The following is a 15,585-nucleotide window of genomic DNA, read 5'->3' on the forward strand; positions in this document are numbered from 1 at the left end:
ATAACACTGACAGTTAGTGAGGTTTAATGCCTGCTTATTCGGATATAAAAAGGACCTGCAACTGCGGGCAGCTGACAATCGCCGACCAGGGCAAGAAAGTAACGCTGAACGGTTGGGTAAACAGCTATCGCAACCTGGGAGGTTTGTTTTTTATCGATCTTCGGGACCGTTACGGTCTCACCCAGGTGGTTATTAACCCGGAGAGTTTCGATCGCGACATGCTGGCTGAGGCCAATACCGCTCGTCATGAGTATGTCGTGGCGGTGGTGGGGACGGTTCAACCTCGTCCTGAGGGAACGATCAACAAGAATATGGCGACCGGTGAGGTTGAGGTCGTAGCTGAGGCATTTTACACCCTGGCTACTTCGAAAACACCTCCGTTCGAGATTGAGGATGAATGTAACGCCAACGAGTCACTTCGTCTGGAATACCGCTATCTGGATCTCCGGCGTGCTCCCATGCAACGCATGCTGAAACTTCGTCATGATACGACCATGGCCGTGCGTAATTATCTGGCCGGTCAGGGCTTTTATGAAATAGAAACGCCGCTGTTGATGCGATCGACGCCTGAAGGGGCGCGTGATTATGTAGTCCCGTCGAGGGTGGCCAAAGGGAAATTTTATGCCCTGCCGCAATCACCGCAACTTTTGAAACAAATTCTCATGGTGTCGGGATTCGATCGCTATTTTCAACTGGCTCGTTGTTTACGTGATGAGGACCTGCGCAGTGATCGTCAGCCTGAGCATACCCAAATTGATATGGAGATGTCGTTTGCGACGCCGGATGATGTATTCGTTGTGGCCGAAGGCATGATGACCGATCTCTTCGAGCGTGTTATGGGGATCAAACTTCAAACGCCGTTCGAACGTTACAGTTATGAAGAAGTAATGAACCGCTGGGGAATCGATAAGCCGGATCTTCGTTTCGGGATGGAGTTGATAGACCTGGCCGAGACTTTGACCGGCTGTGATTTCAAGGTGTTTGCCGACAATATCGCCGCCGGCGGAGCGGTGAAGGGAATCGTTCTCGAAGGAGGCGCCGGTTATTCGCGTAAGCAGATCGATGAGCTTACTGAGAAAGCCAAAAGTTGCGGCGCTATGGGGCTGGCTTATATAATGCTCAAAGAGGACGGCATCAAATCTCCGATTGCTAAGTTCCTCGGTGACGACATGGTTAAGGCTCTCTGTGAGAAGGCCTCGATGAAAACCGGTGACGCCTTGTTCATTATTTCCGACAAGAAGCTGCAAACCGAAATGATTTTAGGACAGCTTCGGTTACACCTGGGTCGGATGCATGGTCTGGCGAAGCCTGGAGAATGGAGATTCCTCTGGGTAACGGAGTTCCCGTTGTTCGAATATAACGAGGAAACCGGCGGATTACAGGCCATGCACAACATCGTCTCGCATCCCGTCGAAGAAGATCTGTCGCTAATGACCGAAGGCGCAAGCTCTCAGTTGCCATTGTCCGATCCGCAGCACCCCTGGCGTCGGGCACGGGCATCGCAGTATGATCTGGTGGTGAACGGCTGGGAAATAGCCTCGGGTGGCCAGCGAATCAACCGGCGTGAGTTGCAGGAGCAGGTGCTGGCGATTCTGGGAATCGACAAAGAACGAGCCGACCGCATGTTCGGTTTTCTGTTGCGGGCGCTCGAATACGGCGCCCCGCCGCATGCCGGGCTGGCTCCGGGATTGGATCGACTCGTAGCGCTGATGGCCGGAACCGATTCGATCCGCGATGTTATCGCCTTTCCGAAAACTACCAACGCCCAGTCGCTCATGGATGGGGCACCTTCAGAAATCGACCAGGAACAACTCGATGAGTTGGGTCTCAGTATCAAGGTAAAGGACTAAAACAGGAACCTGATGCCTGAAACAGATCAGCAGATAAGTCGCAATTTCTCAGTCGAAGGACTTGATCAACGGCTGTTGTTTGGACAAAACGACCTCAATCTGAGGACGCTGGAGTCCCGCTTCGATTGCCGGGTGATAGCCCGGGGAGATTCCATTACCGTTACGGGGAACCCGGACGAGGTAGAGAAGGTGATCCGCCTGTTGGAGGACCTGGTAACACGGGTACGGCAGGGGGATTTTATCACCGAGCAGTATATCAATTATGCTATCGCAATGGTCAAGGAAAACGGCCGTGGCCCGGCGGAGGATATCTCCACCGCCAGTCTCTTGACTTCAGCTCTGAAGAAAGCGATTAAACCCAAGACGGTCGGGCAAAGCGAATATGTCAAGGCCGTCGACCGCAGCGATATCGTGTTTGCCATCGGTCCGGCCGGGACCGGGAAAACCTACCTGGCCGTTGCGATGGCGGTTGCCGAGCTGAAGGCCAACCATGTCAATCGCATCGTTTTCACACGACCCGCGGTAGAGGCGGGAGAATCTTTGGGATTTCTGCCCGGAGATATCAGGGCCAAGGTCGATCCATACTTACGACCGGTTTACGATGCTCTTTATGATATGTTGCAGCCGGATAAAATCCGGAAGCTGCTCGAAGTAGGTGTAATCGAAATCGCCCCGCTGGCGTTCATGCGTGGGCGTACCTTGAACGAAGCGTTTGTAGTTCTGGATGAAGCTCAGAATACGACCAACGCCCAGATGAAGATGTTCCTCACGCGTATCGGTGAGAAATCCAAGGCAGTAATCACCGGCGACATAACCCAGATCGATATCGATCGGCCGCGATCGAGCGGGCTGGTCAACGTGCAAAGGATTCTCGGCAAGATCAAAGGGATCGATTTTGTTTACTTGACGCACAAGGATGTGATCAGGCATCGTCTGGTGCAGGAGATTATCAAAGCCTACGACCGGGTTGAGAAACCGCGGCGAAAGGAGTGAGGCGAAAGGGAGTTTCGCCGTATGTTTTCGTTCATTCTTCATATCCGACGCCGGATAACTAAAATACTCAAGGTCAAGAGTGCCAGTCGCCAGGTAGTCAGGACCTCAGTGCAGTCGCGACTGCGCAAGCTGGGATTGTTGCTGCTCGTTTCGCTTCTGGTTGGTATTTTTTATCCCGGTGAGGATCTTTATGATCCGCTCGATATGCCCCGTCGCGGAGAGATCTCTCAGGAGGCAGTGATTGCCCCATTTCAGATCACGGTTTATAAGAGCGATCGTGAACTGGAAGCGGAGATGGAGCGGATCCGCTATTCTCAGGAATACATAATTGACAATGATACTTCGGTAATCGAGCGGGTATCCGATAATCTGAACGGTTTCATTGATGCCGTTAAGCGACTCAGACGCTCTAAACAAAGCGGCACGCCACTCCTCCAGGACAGCATGATCGTACAGTTGGAGAACAGTTATCCGCAAATGTCCCGTAGTGCGATTGTGCGTTCGCTGACATCAGATAATCTTGACCGTTTGAATGAAGTCCTGCAGCGTATCTATCATGACGTCATCTACAAGGTGGGCGTGGTAGCCGACCGGGCTGCTCTGGAGGACCTTCCCGCCAACGAGGTATTGATCGTCCGTGGTGATCGACGGAGCCTCTTTGCCAAGGAGATGGTGATCTCGACCGCCGAAGCGAATGGAAGACTGCTAAGTGCTTTAAATCTGGCGCGATCGACGGATTCGATCGATGTCGAGCATGCCTACATGGTCGGGCGAGTGTTTATCGAACCAAACCTGACGATCAATAAAGACGAATATAACCGTCAACTTGAGGAACGGCTGGCTTCGGTTTCGAACGTTAAGGAAGTGGTCAATACCGGGGATATCATCGTTCGTTCCGGTACGCGGGTAAACGAGCGCCAACAGCGCATTTTAGACGAGATGGCGGCAATAATGAGGGCTGAGGCCGCCAACAAGGGCTGGTTGAATGCACTCATCCCGGCATTGGCTCGGATTCTCCTTGTCCTGGCCGCTTTCTCCACACTGTATTTGTTCCTCTATGCTTTCCGGAAGGATATATATCAATCGAATCCACGACTGCTGGCAATGTTCCTCGTGTTCGCCCTGCAGCTATTTTTAATTAATATCATCCAACGGCTGGATGTTTCCATCTATCTTTACCCGGTAGCGATCCTGCCGATTATGATTACGATTCTGTTCGATGCCGAGGTGGGAGTGTTATCCACATTGGTACTGGCGCTTCTACTCGGGATCATGCATCGGTTCAATTTCAGTCTGTCGCTTACAACCATGATTGTCGGAACCGTGGCTTGTTTCGCTTCACGGCGAGTGCGGCGCCGGACTGATTTCTTCCGAATCATTCTCCTGGTGTCGATTGCCTATGCCGCACTGATATTCCTGGTCGAGAATCTCAAATTTACGCCGAACGATGAAGTTCTTACGGAGGTCGGTTATGGTCTGGTAAACGGAATCGTATCGGTTCTGCTGACTATCGGTATCCTGCCGTTTTTCGAGGCATTGTTCGGGATTACCACCGATATTACGCTGCTGGAGCTTTCGGACATGAACCATCCGTTGCTCAAACGGTTGGCGATCGAGGCTCCCGGGACGTACCAGCATTCGATCGTGGTCGGGAATCTGTGTGAGACGGCTGCCGAAGCGATTGGCGGTAATTCGTTGCTGGCGCGAGTCGGCGCTTATTACCATGATATCGGTAAGATCGAAATCCCGGAGTATTTCGTCGAAAACCAGTTGAGCGTAAAAAGCAAGCACGAATCGATTTCGGCGACAATCTCAGCTCTGGTGCTGGCTTCGCACGTGAAGCGAGGTCGTCAGCTCGGCGAAGAGGCCAATATCCCGGACGACGTTCTGAACTTCATCGAAGAACACCACGGCACGATGGTCATGACATATTTCTACAATAAGGCTCTGGAGCAGGGAGCGGATGAATCGATTATAGATAAATTCCGCTATCCCGGTCCGAAACCTCAGATCCGTGAAACCGGTATCGCGATGCTGGCGGATGCTGTCGAGGCCGCCAGCCGGACATTGGAAGGACCGTCATCGTCGCGTATCAATCGGCTTATTCAGAGGATCATCAACGATCGTTTTCAATCCGGAGAGCTCGATGATTGCCCGCTGACCCTGCGGGATCTGGCTCGAATCAAGCAGGCCTTTGCTCAGGTATTGATTGCAGCTTTCCATCATCGTGTGAAATACCCGACTAAAGATAAGGACGCCGACTGATGTTACACCTGATGATCGGCAAGGATGACGACGTCCCCTCCTTTCGAGCGCCGCGGGCGCTATTACTTCGTTTGTTCGAGATAGTAATGAGAGGGGAAAGACGACTAAAACTAAAAGGGCAGGTCAATCTCGTGTTCGTGGGGGACCAACGTATCCGGGAACTTAACCGGCTTTATCGAGGTAAAGACAAACCGACCGATGTTCTGTCGTTCAATTTGGATGAGCCGGTCGAGACCGAGGCGGTGTTCGGTGAATTGTATATCTCGATTCCCACGGCGCAAAGACAAGCCTCGGAAAACGATCTCAGCCTGACACGGGAGTTGACCCGATTGACGTGTCATGGTTTGTTGCATTTGTTAGGTTACGACCATGAACGCTCGGTCGCTGACGAACGGCTTATGTTCGAGCGGCAGGAACTCTATCTTCAGAAGGTCGGAGTATAGCGTGGATATTCAGCTTTGGGATTGGCTGGCGCCGATCGGAATAATCGGGGGCCTTTGGACGGGGAATGTGGTTTCGCTTTATTCGCTGGCCGTATACATCGATCCCGACGAAGTGGAGGAAGTGTTCCCCGATCTTAAACCGGCCCGTCGTAAATTCCTGTCGCGGCTGGCTGAGGATCCAAGAGCTTTCACGCGAATGGCGACTATCTATAAGTCATTCGTGTTGATCCTGGTTACTATGGCCATCTGGCCTTTGGTCAATCTAATTCTGTACTTGACCGGTTTCCCGGATGTGGCCGTGTGGGTTCCCGGTTTAGTGTTAATCTGGCTGGCTTATCTGCTTTTTGTCGAATTCCTTCCACGACGGCACTCGCGTCGAGCTATCGGAGTCGGTTTCGCTCGCCATCTCTGGGTGATCATCGCGGTTGATTTCTTCCTGTCGCCGATAACCCGACTTTACAAACGGGTGGTGGGGAAAAACCGCCGGACCGGTGAAGTCTCCGAGGAGGATAAGGAAGAGATTATCGAAAGAGCTATCGAGACTCTGGCCGAGGATGCCGGTATTGGCGAGTCGCTGGTCGAAGACGATGAAAAGGCGATGATAGGGCAGATCTTCCTGCTCGACCAGACAGTGGTGCGCGAGATTATGATCCCGCGTATCGACATCACCGGAATCGGCAAGAATTTGACCTTTATGCAGATTCGTGAGATAGTCCTCGAATCCGGATACTCACGTTATCCGGTTTACGAGGAGAAAATCGACAATGTGATCGGTCTTATCTATGTCAAAGACCTGTTCAACAATATGCCTGAACCGGGTGAGGTATTCGATATCTCCAAATATCTCCGTCGGCCCTACTTCGTACCTGAAACCAAAATTATCGGTGAACTTCTCACGGAATTTAAAATCCGCAGACAGCATATAGCCATAGCTGTCGACGAGTACGGGGGAGTAGCGGGATTGGTGACGCTCGAGGATATCATTGAAGAGATATTCGGTGAAATTCAAGACGAGCACGACACCAAGAGTGAAGAATTCGAGAAAGTCTCCGAGGGTGTTTATCATGTCAGTGCGGCTCTCTCCGTGGAGAAACTCCAACAACACCTGGACACCGACTACGATGAAGAGGATTATGATACTGTGGGCGGCTTGATCTATGGAATGGTTGGCTCCGTGCCTACCGAGGGCCAGCGAATCAAATGGCACGATATCGAATTCGAGGTGGCCCGAGTGGATGGGCAGCGTATCCGCAGCGTTATCGTACGCTTTCGGTCTCCAGGGATCTAATGTCTGACTAGTCGGGGGCGGGATCGTTTGTTGCGAGCCAGGATTTCTATATCGGGCAGACCGTCGAATCTGATTACTCCGTCTCCCACTTCATCCTGATCTGAATTATCGCGACCGCAATTAATCATCTGACAGATGAGGTGATTTTTTCGGCAAAGCTCGTGCAGCTTAAGAACGCTGGGGCGATCCATACTCCGGCTGTCACACGCCACAAAATCAGCGCTGGTAGCAAGATCGTCATCGAGATCCGACAGTGATGCTGATGCCTTCACTTGTGTCTCAGTAATCTCGCCTTGAGCCTGATAGTGCCGGACAATATGCTGATCGCTGCACAGAAGCAACATGGTTGGTCCTTTTGCTAAAGAACCGTCCAATTCATCGTGAATCGTGGTTTCCGTGACGATGGGGATGTTCAGCGTGAAAGTGGTACCGACGCCGATCACTGATTCCACGGTAAGGTCTCCATTATGTTCACGAGCAATGTTGCGACAGATCGAGAGCCCGATACCGGTCCCAATGGCGGAATCTTCTCCCCAGACGCCTTTTGTTGAGAAAAATGGATCGAATATCCGATGGAGGTGTGAGACCGGAATCCCTTTGCCGCTGTCGGCTACGCGTAGGATCATTTGATCCTCTCGTTGGGTCAGAGTAATAGTGACCACGCCTTCGTCACCGATGGCCTGAGCTGCGTTTATTAACAGGTTGAGAAGCAGTTGTTGGATTTTCGACGGCGACAGAATCAGCGGTTCCATATCGTCCAGACGGGTGATAATCTCGATCGAGTGACTGCGGAATTCCTTCTCAATCAGGCATACCGTTTGAGTGACGATGTCGCGTACGATAACGGCATAGCGATCGTCGGCGCGCGAGCGTGAATAACTGAGCAGGGACATGGCGATCTCATTTGCGCCCTCGCTGAGTTGGAGGATCTGGGTTAGGGCATCGCTAGTGATCTCTTCGGCATCGTCCGCGTCTTTCTGATCGATTGCAAATGAAGCATTGGCCATGATACCGGCCAGGTAGTTTTTGAATTCATGTGCGACACCAGCCGCGAGGGTTCCGATGGCGGACATTTTATCGGACTCCATGAGCTGTTGTTGGGTTGATAACTCGTTACTGATGTCCTCGCCTACGGCCAATAAACGGACTTCATTGGATTCTCCGATAGTCCTGACGGCGGAAATCGAGAGCCGCGCCCAGAAAGTCTTACCTCCTTTACGGCGGAGTTGTAATTTGCCGGAAAAGCGATCACCGGACAGAATCTGATCAATTAATGTCATGATGCGATGTCCCTTATCGACCGATGTTTCAAAGAGACTGATCGGTCGATCCAGCACCTCGCGGATATTATATCCGGTCTGATCGCAAAAAGCCGGATTGACATAGCGGATCCTGCCGTTGGAATCGAAGACAAAAATCATGTGGGCTGATTGATCCACGGCGGCAGAAAGCATCAGCAAATCTCGCTGGCGCTCGACACGTTCGGTTGCATCCTGTTCATGTAGAATAACCTGATGCACTTTTCCCGTCTCATCCAGGATAGGATGAGCGTGGACTTCCAGTACTCTGGTATCGCCGGTCGAAGTCAGATAGCTGCCGGTGACCACCGCCGGTTTGCCGGACTTGATAGTCTCCTGACTGATATTGAGGAAATCAACCGAATCACAGGATTGCTCCAATCCGTCTTCCTGTATACCACAAATGCGCCTTTTATCCTTGCGACTGAATTCAGCCGCCCGATTGGAAAGAACTATTGCCGAAGTCTTGGCGTCTATGACGAAGAATGGATCGCTGAGGGCATCGATCACCTGACTCATGAAGTCGTTTTGAAAACGGAGTCGCCGTTCCGATTCTTTACGTTCAGATACATCGCGGGTGGTCCAGAGCCGGCCGCTAAAACCCTCGGCTCGCAAAGGATGAGAGCTGATCTCGTAAACTCGGCCGTCGATCAAGTTCACTTCCTCCTCGAATATATCCTCTGAAAGGAGGAACCGTTCGATACGAGTGGCAGCGAATTCGCGGTCGGTAAAACGTTTGGCAATATGATCTAGTAACAACTCACGATTATCAGGCATCTGGAGGTTGGGAGAAATTCCATATAACTGGATAGCTTTGGCGTTACAACGCAGAATATGACCTTCATCATCGGTGATGACGATTCCTTCGGAAGTGGCTTCGAGGGTAGTATTAAGGAGAATCTGCCCTTTGATCAACTCCATTTCAGAGCGTACGCGATCTGATATGTCATGGATCAACGAATAAATACGCAGATTTTCGCCGCCTCCTACTGACCAGACTGTGAGTTCGACCGGGAATGCATGACCGTCACGATGTCGAGCCGTTGATTGAAAACGACGGCGCCCCAGACCGGACTTTCCTACCTCAACATATTTCTGTATCCCGGCGATGTGCTTGACCATGAGTTCTTCGGGTATTATGAGATCGGCAAGGAATCGACCGATAGCCTGGTGATGTTCATATCCAAAGATTTCCTCGGCCTGGCGGTTCCAGGCGGTCACCTGACCGGTTGACTTGATACCGACGAATGCATCGCGGGCGGTATCTAGAATGAGGCGGCTTTCTTCTTTACTGCGCTCCAACATTCTGATCGATTCGGTTCGTTCGAGAAAACGGCCGATCGATTTTGCCATCAAATCGATCACATATTGGATGTCCGTCAGGTTCCGATTGTTATTTTCCTGGGTATTATTGGGAATTTCGGTCAATTGGAGAATTCCGCGTGACTGGTTATTAACTACGATTGTAGAGGAGATTGCCCGGTGCAAATCGCGAAAACCCTGCCCGTGGTACTGCAGGCCCTCGATCAGAATGCGCGCCGCCAGGCGGTTTTTCTCTCCCAGAAAGGTTGGCAGAGAGTCCACTAATGTCTGAAGCAATTCATCGGTGCTTTGGCTGGTGTCCTCTAGCAGTTGACCGACATGGTTCAGGCTCTTCACCTGACGTAGTTGAGCATCGACATGAGCTTTCTCAGTCTCGAGTTCCTTCTCGACGCGACTGCGTTCCGTAATGTCGTTACCATAAAGACAGGTCGATTGAGTTGCCCGATTGGCTACTGCCGTGAAGAGAAACTTCCGACCGGCAGCGAAGACAGTCAATGATGGAGATACACCGTCACTCATTTTCAACAGTGACTCCATTTCAATTTCAGGCAGGATATCGGAAAGAAGTTGTCCAATGGCATTGGAACCGACGATGGCGGAGGCCGCGAGGTTCTGAGCCGTTATCGTTCCTATTGAATCGATCAATAGCACCGGGGAAGGGTTGTTGCGGAAGAATGCCGCTTGTCGTCTCAGATTTAATTCCTGTTTTTTCTGAACGGTCATATCACTGGTGGATACAGCTACTAATACCGGATGATTCTCCATCGAGGACATAACCGAGATATTAGTCAGAGACGGGAAAGTGCTGCCGTCACGTCTTATATTGGTAAATTCAAGCGGACCAAATTGGTCGCCGGTCATCAGTCTTAACCATAGTTGCTGTAGTTTGGGATGCTGATCCTCGGGGTGGATTATAGTGAAGTGCCGACCGATCATGTCCTGAGCTGTATAACCGTGAAGATCGGCCATGCGCGGATTGACATATATGAATTTCCCTTCGAAATTGATGACACAGAATCCCATCAGGGCGGAGTCGGTCAGGAGACGATAAATACTCAATTCATTCAATTCATATTCTTGTTGATGAATACGTCGAATAGCGAAAACCAGCCGACGGATGACTACGACAGTGAGGGCTGCCAGTAGCGGGAGAATGAAATTAATAAGACGCGTTTCCGTGGAATGGGTTTCCAACGACCACGAACGGGTAGCCGTCAGAACAAATGCCGCCAGAATAAATCCCACGGATACGATGATGGCATCGATAACAGGCGAGGGGATTCTTTTTAAAATGCCTTTTGTGGATTGATCAACGCTATGATTCAATGAATCGGCTTTCTTCAGTTAGCTCCTGGGGCAAAGGGCAATTCTTTAGTAGTCGGTTATGACTTCGGCCAAATAGCAAGCATATCTGACCGAACAGCCCCATTTTCCGGTTATAATCCCTCTATTCTGTTATCGGCAAGGGTCTAAAAAGGCTTGAATTGAGGACAGAGCCTAACGTCTGGCTTCCTGACGACGGGCCAGGGCTTGACGTTTCACCAGCAGGGTATTCAATGTGCGGGCGATTTCCACGTTTTTGAACGGTTTGGTTATATAATAATCAGCACCTGCTTTGAGGGCATCCTGGGCTGTGTACTGACCGGCATAAGCTGTAATCAGGATAACGGTGATGCCTTTGTGATCCTGTTTTATCCGATTCAGGAGTTCTATCCCGTCTAGATTGGGCATCCTGATATCGGAGATCACGAAGTCGTAGGTTTTTTCCTGGATCTTTTTCAGGGCATCTTTACCATCGATGGCTTCTTCCACTGCAAATCCCTCTCGAGCAACGATCCTCCCGAGAATCTGGCGCAGGAACTGTTCATCGTCTACTATGAGTACAGATGCCTTGGAGCCCATCAAAATCCTCTTCCATAGATGGTCTGATATTGGATATTTCTGAAACCAATCGGTATCAAACCCTTTCTATTATGGTCGGCGATAACAGGCCAAAGGTTAAGTTGTTCTGAACAAAAAGTATCTGAGAGATACCATAACCTCTTTTTATTTCAGTCGCCGGACCAGAAGTGGAACCAGATGATAATTACTAGAAGCAAGCTGAATAGCACCCCGGTCAGGAATCCGGTACGAAAGGTATTTAGCTTATAAATAAAAGCCTTTTTCTTGCGATTTGAGCTTAAATCGGCCTGACAGTGTTTACAGCGGGTGGCTCCCGCGGCAATCGGTTCCAGACAGAACGGGCACTTGGTCAGTTGCTTGACTACTACCATAAGATTAACTACCTGGACAGGACGGTGTCGGGCAAGAAAAAAACGAGACTGAACTTCTGAAGGATCAGTCTCGTTAATTAGTTATCGTTCCCGGCCCGGCTATTTTGCGGGGTATTCTACCCTGGCAAACCATTCAATATCAATATCATCGAACAGTTTGTCACGCTGCTTGCAATCGGCAAAGAACTGCCAGTCACCGTCCGAGATAGTCTCACCGGCTAGTTTCTTGTCGATTATGGTGGCCAGTCGGTTGAAATCGCTGTAATGCTCACTAAGTCTCAATTCCGCATAATCACGGGCTGCGAAAGTGGAGATCAGGAATTGCCAGTCGGAAGCTGATAAAAGCATCAATTCACGAGCTGCTTGTTTGATCAAATCATCTAATTCATGATCTCGGCGATCCGGATTTTCAGACCAGAAGCGAGCGATTTCACACATCCGCTTCTCAGCCGAATAGATTTTAGTCCAGGTCCATTCGGTGTTCTTATTGAGCCAGATATAGTGATGATTGCCTTCACCCCAGCTACCTTCCGGGATGGAGATGATACTGGTCGGCTTGACACGATCGAGGTGCTCTGAAAGGTGAGTCAAAGCCACCGATTCATTCTCGCAGAGTTTCCGCAATACATCCTTAAGGAACAACGGTCCCTCGAACCACCAATGGCCGAAGAGTTCAGCATCGTAGGGAGCTACTAAAATTCCCTCGCGATTGCTGTCGCTGTTGTACTTGACGAGAATCTCTTCGATTTTGCCGACGAAATGATCCGAGTTCTCACCGATTCGACCCAGTGCGCGTTGACGGTCGTATTCGATTTTATCGGCCAGGTCGGCTTTGGCGGAAGTTACCGCCCAGTAGCGATGACCCCCGGGAAAGCGTTTCTTGTGAAAATCGAGATAGTTTCCGTCGCCCGGATAGCCGTGCTCTCCCGACCAGACCAGAAGGCCGGTTTCCGGATCGCGCGTGAAGATGGCTGTCGGTTTTTTCCCTTCCGGCGATGATGAAACCAGGTAGACTTCGCGGGGAGTTTTGTCATGTTCTTCGTCACGCGGTTTGTATTGTGATTCGAATTGTCCCCAAAGGAGTTTGAGGGCTTCGAATCGATCGATGTATACACCAACCGACTTGCCGCCTCTTAAAAGGGCCGAGTCAATAATGAAGAAATCCAGATTGTTCTCGGTCAGGAATTCATCGGCGCCTTTGCGTAAATACGGCTCCTGCTTGCCGTCGATAGGCACCGGGGGCGTCCATTTATAGCGAGGACGATAAGCGCATTCCGGAAGCCAGATGCCTCTCGGGGCGCGGCCAAAATGACGTGAATGTGTTTTAACGGCCTCTTTGGTTTGGGCCTGAAGCGATTCGTCTCGGGACAAAAGGGGATAATACCCATGAGTGGCGCCGCAGGTAATTATCTCAAGATAACCGTCGTTCTGGAGTTGCCGAAATGCGCCGATGATGTCTTGACCTATTCCGTTGAAATGATTCAACGTCATACTGTAGAACTCTTCCCAGAAATGGGAGTTGGTTATCATCTGCTTTTGTCCGTAGCGATAAAACTCCTCTGAGTCGGCCTGGGCCGCTTTGATTTTCTGGTTGAGATATGAAACCAGTTCTTCCTTAAAGGAATCATCGGCCAACTGCTCGCTGAGGACGGGGGAGAGTCCCATCGTCAGTTTGGGCTTATAACCCTCGGCAGCCAGTTCATTGAGTGTTCTTATAATCGGCAAGTAAGTCTCGGCAGCAGCTTCACTTAGCCAGTCCATGCCGTGCGGCCAGCGCCCGTGTGACAACACATAAGGCAAATGGCCATGCAATACGAAGGAGAAATAACCTTTAGCCACGGTCAGTCCTCCCCTCGATCGGAACTGCTGGATTCGAAACCGATGGGATTTTGGATTTTATCCGGTGAAACGTGCATTTTGATTTCACCGAACTGCTTCTCGAAATTCTTGAGATTATCCTCGAGAGTCTTAAGGAGAATCTTGGCATGCATAGGGGTCATTATTATCCGAGCCTTGACTTTAGCCTTGGGGCTGCGCGGTACAACCCTGGCGAAATCCAACACGATCTCATTAGGGGAGTGCATTATCATGGCCAGATTGGCGTAAGTCCCTTCTGAGACAGCGTCTTCAAGCTCTATCTGTATCTGCTGGGGGCCTTGAGGCTGCATCATGTCAGGTCCTTTATATCGTTATATAATGTGGATTTCTTTTCTTGTATAAGGCGTTGCATTTTAATATATTCGAACACCAAGTCAACAGATTTGTGACTTATAACCGTGAACCTTGGTGAATGTTCGCAATAAGGTAGTGATATGGCTTTGACTGCTGCAAGGGTAGATGAAATAACCGCAGGTATGGGTCGGGCGCGGATAATGATTGTAGGCGACATCATGCTCGACGAATACTGGTTCGGATCGGTGAGTCGTATTTCACCGGAAGCTCCTGTGCCGGTCGTAGAAATCACCTCGAGCAAGCAGCTTCTGGGCGGTGCGGCCAACGTGGCGGCCAACATTCGCACCCTGGGAGATGAAGTGGTTCTTCTGGGAGCGGTGGGTAACGATGAGGCCGGGGGGAAGTTAACAGCGTTGTTGAACGATCGTTCCATATCGGATGACTATCTGATTCTTGACAAGTCACGCCAGACGACCATCAAAACACGAGTTATCGCTCACAGCCAGCAGGTTGTAAGAACCGACCGGGAGAATCGTCATAGTCTCGATGAGCCGATCGAGAAGAAGCTCCTGGATCGTTTCATGTCGATGATCGACCGGGTCGATGCGGTGATTATCTCCGATTATGGTAAGGGAGTGATAACACCGACTTTACTGGAAGCGGTCATTCAGGCCTGTTCCCATCGAGAGAAATTTGTCGCCGTAGATCCCAAGGAGACGAATTTCCCGAATTACCGTAATGTCTCGCTGATCACTCCGAACCATCACGAGGCAGGTTTTGCATATGGGCGTCGTATCCAAAACGAGCAGGACCTGCTTGAGGTCGGTAATGGTCTGTTGGATCGTCTCCAGGCCCGCTCAATCCTGATCACGCGCGGTCCCGACGGAATGTCGTTGTTTCAGAAAGATGTGCCGCCGACGCATATCCCTACTTTCGCACGCGAGGTTTATGATGTCACCGGCGCCGGTGATACGGTTATCGCTACTTTCGTGTCTTCGGTTGCGGCGAAAGCCAATCTTGTCGAGGCGGCTATTGTTGCCAACACCGCTGCCGGCATCACGATTGCCGAGATCGGTACCGCTTCGGTGTCATTGCCACGTCTTTCGAAAGGTCTGAAGCAGAACGTTCTCAATGGCAATCTGGTCTCAGCCGGGATAGACAATTAAATCCTTCGCGGGTATTGTCTCTGGAACGACAGATGGTACAGTCCGGACTCATCCCTTATAAGGATATCGCTCGACTCTGTTTACGTTTACATCGATTGGGGAAGAGAATCGTTTTCACCAACGGGGTGTTCGATATTCTGCATGCCGGTCATGTTCAATATCTCACTAAAGCCAGATCATTCGGGGATTTACTCATTCTTGGGCTGAACTCCGATGCCAGTGTGCAGCGTCTCAAAGGACCAAAACGTCCCTTACAGAACCAGAGAGACCGGGCTAAGATTCTGCTGGGATTGAAAGCGGTCGATTATGTCGTGATTTTTGGTGAAGACACACCGCAGAAACTGATCGAGCAAGTTCGCCCGGATGTATTAGTCAAAGGGGCTGATTATAAGATCTCTGAGATTGTGGGAGCGGACTTCGTTCGGGCAAACGGCGGTACTGTCAGGCGGGTCAGATTGCTTGACGGGCGCTCCTCAACCCGACTTCTCAAGTTATTGACGGAATAGGTTCCAGC

At 50.7% G+C, this 15,585-nt stretch carries 12 protein-coding genes; 7 read left to right on the forward strand and 5 right to left on the reverse strand.

The genetic code is table 11. The features are described from left to right. Positions 1 to 26 precede the first annotated feature (26 nt). Genes aspS through PLF13_11170 form a run of 5 tightly spaced genes read left to right on the forward strand, consistent with a single transcriptional unit; the run spans position 27 to position 6,839 of the window. Positions 27 to 1,850, forward strand: a complete 1,824-nt coding sequence (aspS, locus tag PLF13_11150) for an aspartate--tRNA ligase (protein HOP07832.1) — start codon at positions 27 to 29, stop codon at positions 1,848 to 1,850. 12 nt (positions 1,851 to 1,862) lie between these two features. Further along, positions 1,863 to 2,843 carry a PhoH family protein gene (locus tag PLF13_11155; GenBank protein HOP07833.1) on the forward strand — a complete coding sequence of 327 codons (981 nt, stop codon included), beginning with the start codon at positions 1,863 to 1,865 and terminating at the stop codon, positions 2,841 to 2,843. A gap of 21 nt (positions 2,844 to 2,864) precedes the next feature. Beyond that, a complete protein-coding gene (locus PLF13_11160) occupies positions 2,865 to 5,108 on the forward strand; it encodes an HDIG domain-containing protein (GenBank protein ID HOP07834.1) in 2,244 nt (747 codons plus the stop codon). Then, positions 5,108 to 5,551, forward strand: a complete 444-nt coding sequence (ybeY, locus tag PLF13_11165) for an rRNA maturation RNase YbeY (GenBank protein ID HOP07835.1) — start codon at positions 5,108 to 5,110, stop codon at positions 5,549 to 5,551. The genes PLF13_11160 and ybeY overlap by 1 nt, the downstream gene beginning before the upstream one ends. A gap of 1 nt (position 5,552) precedes the next feature. Continuing rightward, on the forward strand, positions 5,553 to 6,839 hold the full coding sequence (locus PLF13_11170; GenBank protein HOP07836.1) for a hemolysin family protein: 1,287 nt from the start codon (positions 5,553 to 5,555) through the stop codon (positions 6,837 to 6,839). Here PLF13_11170 and PLF13_11175 read toward each other — a convergent pair. The 5 genes from PLF13_11175 to PLF13_11195 all read right to left on the reverse strand — a co-directional run bounded on the left by PLF13_11175 (position 6,836) and on the right by PLF13_11195 (position 13,904). Further along, positions 6,836 to 10,786, reverse strand: coding sequence for a PAS domain S-box protein (locus PLF13_11175; protein HOP07837.1), 3,951 nt, complete (start codon positions 10,784 to 10,786; stop codon positions 6,836 to 6,838). The two genes, PLF13_11170 and PLF13_11175, sit on opposite strands and share 4 nt — an antisense overlap. Before the next feature lie 171 nt (positions 10,787 to 10,957). Next, positions 10,958 to 11,362: a response regulator gene (locus PLF13_11180; protein HOP07838.1), complete on the reverse strand. Its 405-nt coding sequence runs from the start codon at positions 11,360 to 11,362 to the stop codon at positions 10,958 to 10,960. A 149-nt stretch (positions 11,363 to 11,511) separates the two neighbouring features. Further along, complete coding sequence (locus PLF13_11185) at positions 11,512 to 11,733, reverse strand: hypothetical protein (protein HOP07839.1); 222 nt, start codon at positions 11,731 to 11,733, stop codon at positions 11,512 to 11,514. A gap of 99 nt (positions 11,734 to 11,832) precedes the next feature. After that, complete coding sequence (locus PLF13_11190) at positions 11,833 to 13,572, reverse strand: DUF1957 domain-containing protein (protein HOP07840.1); 1,740 nt, start codon at positions 13,570 to 13,572, stop codon at positions 11,833 to 11,835. A gap of 2 nt (positions 13,573 to 13,574) precedes the next feature. Next, positions 13,575 to 13,904: a DUF3467 domain-containing protein gene (locus tag PLF13_11195; protein HOP07841.1), complete on the reverse strand. Its 330-nt coding sequence runs from the start codon at positions 13,902 to 13,904 to the stop codon at positions 13,575 to 13,577. A gap of 141 nt (positions 13,905 to 14,045) precedes the next feature. Between PLF13_11195 and rfaE1 the strand changes: the two genes are divergently transcribed. Continuing rightward, positions 14,046 to 15,071 carry a D-glycero-beta-D-manno-heptose-7-phosphate kinase gene (gene rfaE1 / locus PLF13_11200; GenBank protein HOP07842.1) on the forward strand — a complete coding sequence of 342 codons (1,026 nt, stop codon included), beginning with the start codon at positions 14,046 to 14,048 and terminating at the stop codon, positions 15,069 to 15,071. Between the two features lie 32 nt (positions 15,072 to 15,103). Further along, positions 15,104 to 15,577, forward strand: coding sequence for a D-glycero-beta-D-manno-heptose 1-phosphate adenylyltransferase (gene rfaE2, locus PLF13_11205; GenBank protein HOP07843.1), 474 nt, complete (start codon positions 15,104 to 15,106; stop codon positions 15,575 to 15,577). The last annotated feature ends 8 nt before the right edge of the window (positions 15,578 to 15,585 follow it).

The sequence above is a fragment of the Candidatus Zixiibacteriota bacterium genome, from assembly GCA_035380245.1.
GTDB lineage: Bacteria > Zixibacteria > MSB-5A5 > GN15 > FEB-12 > DAOSXA01.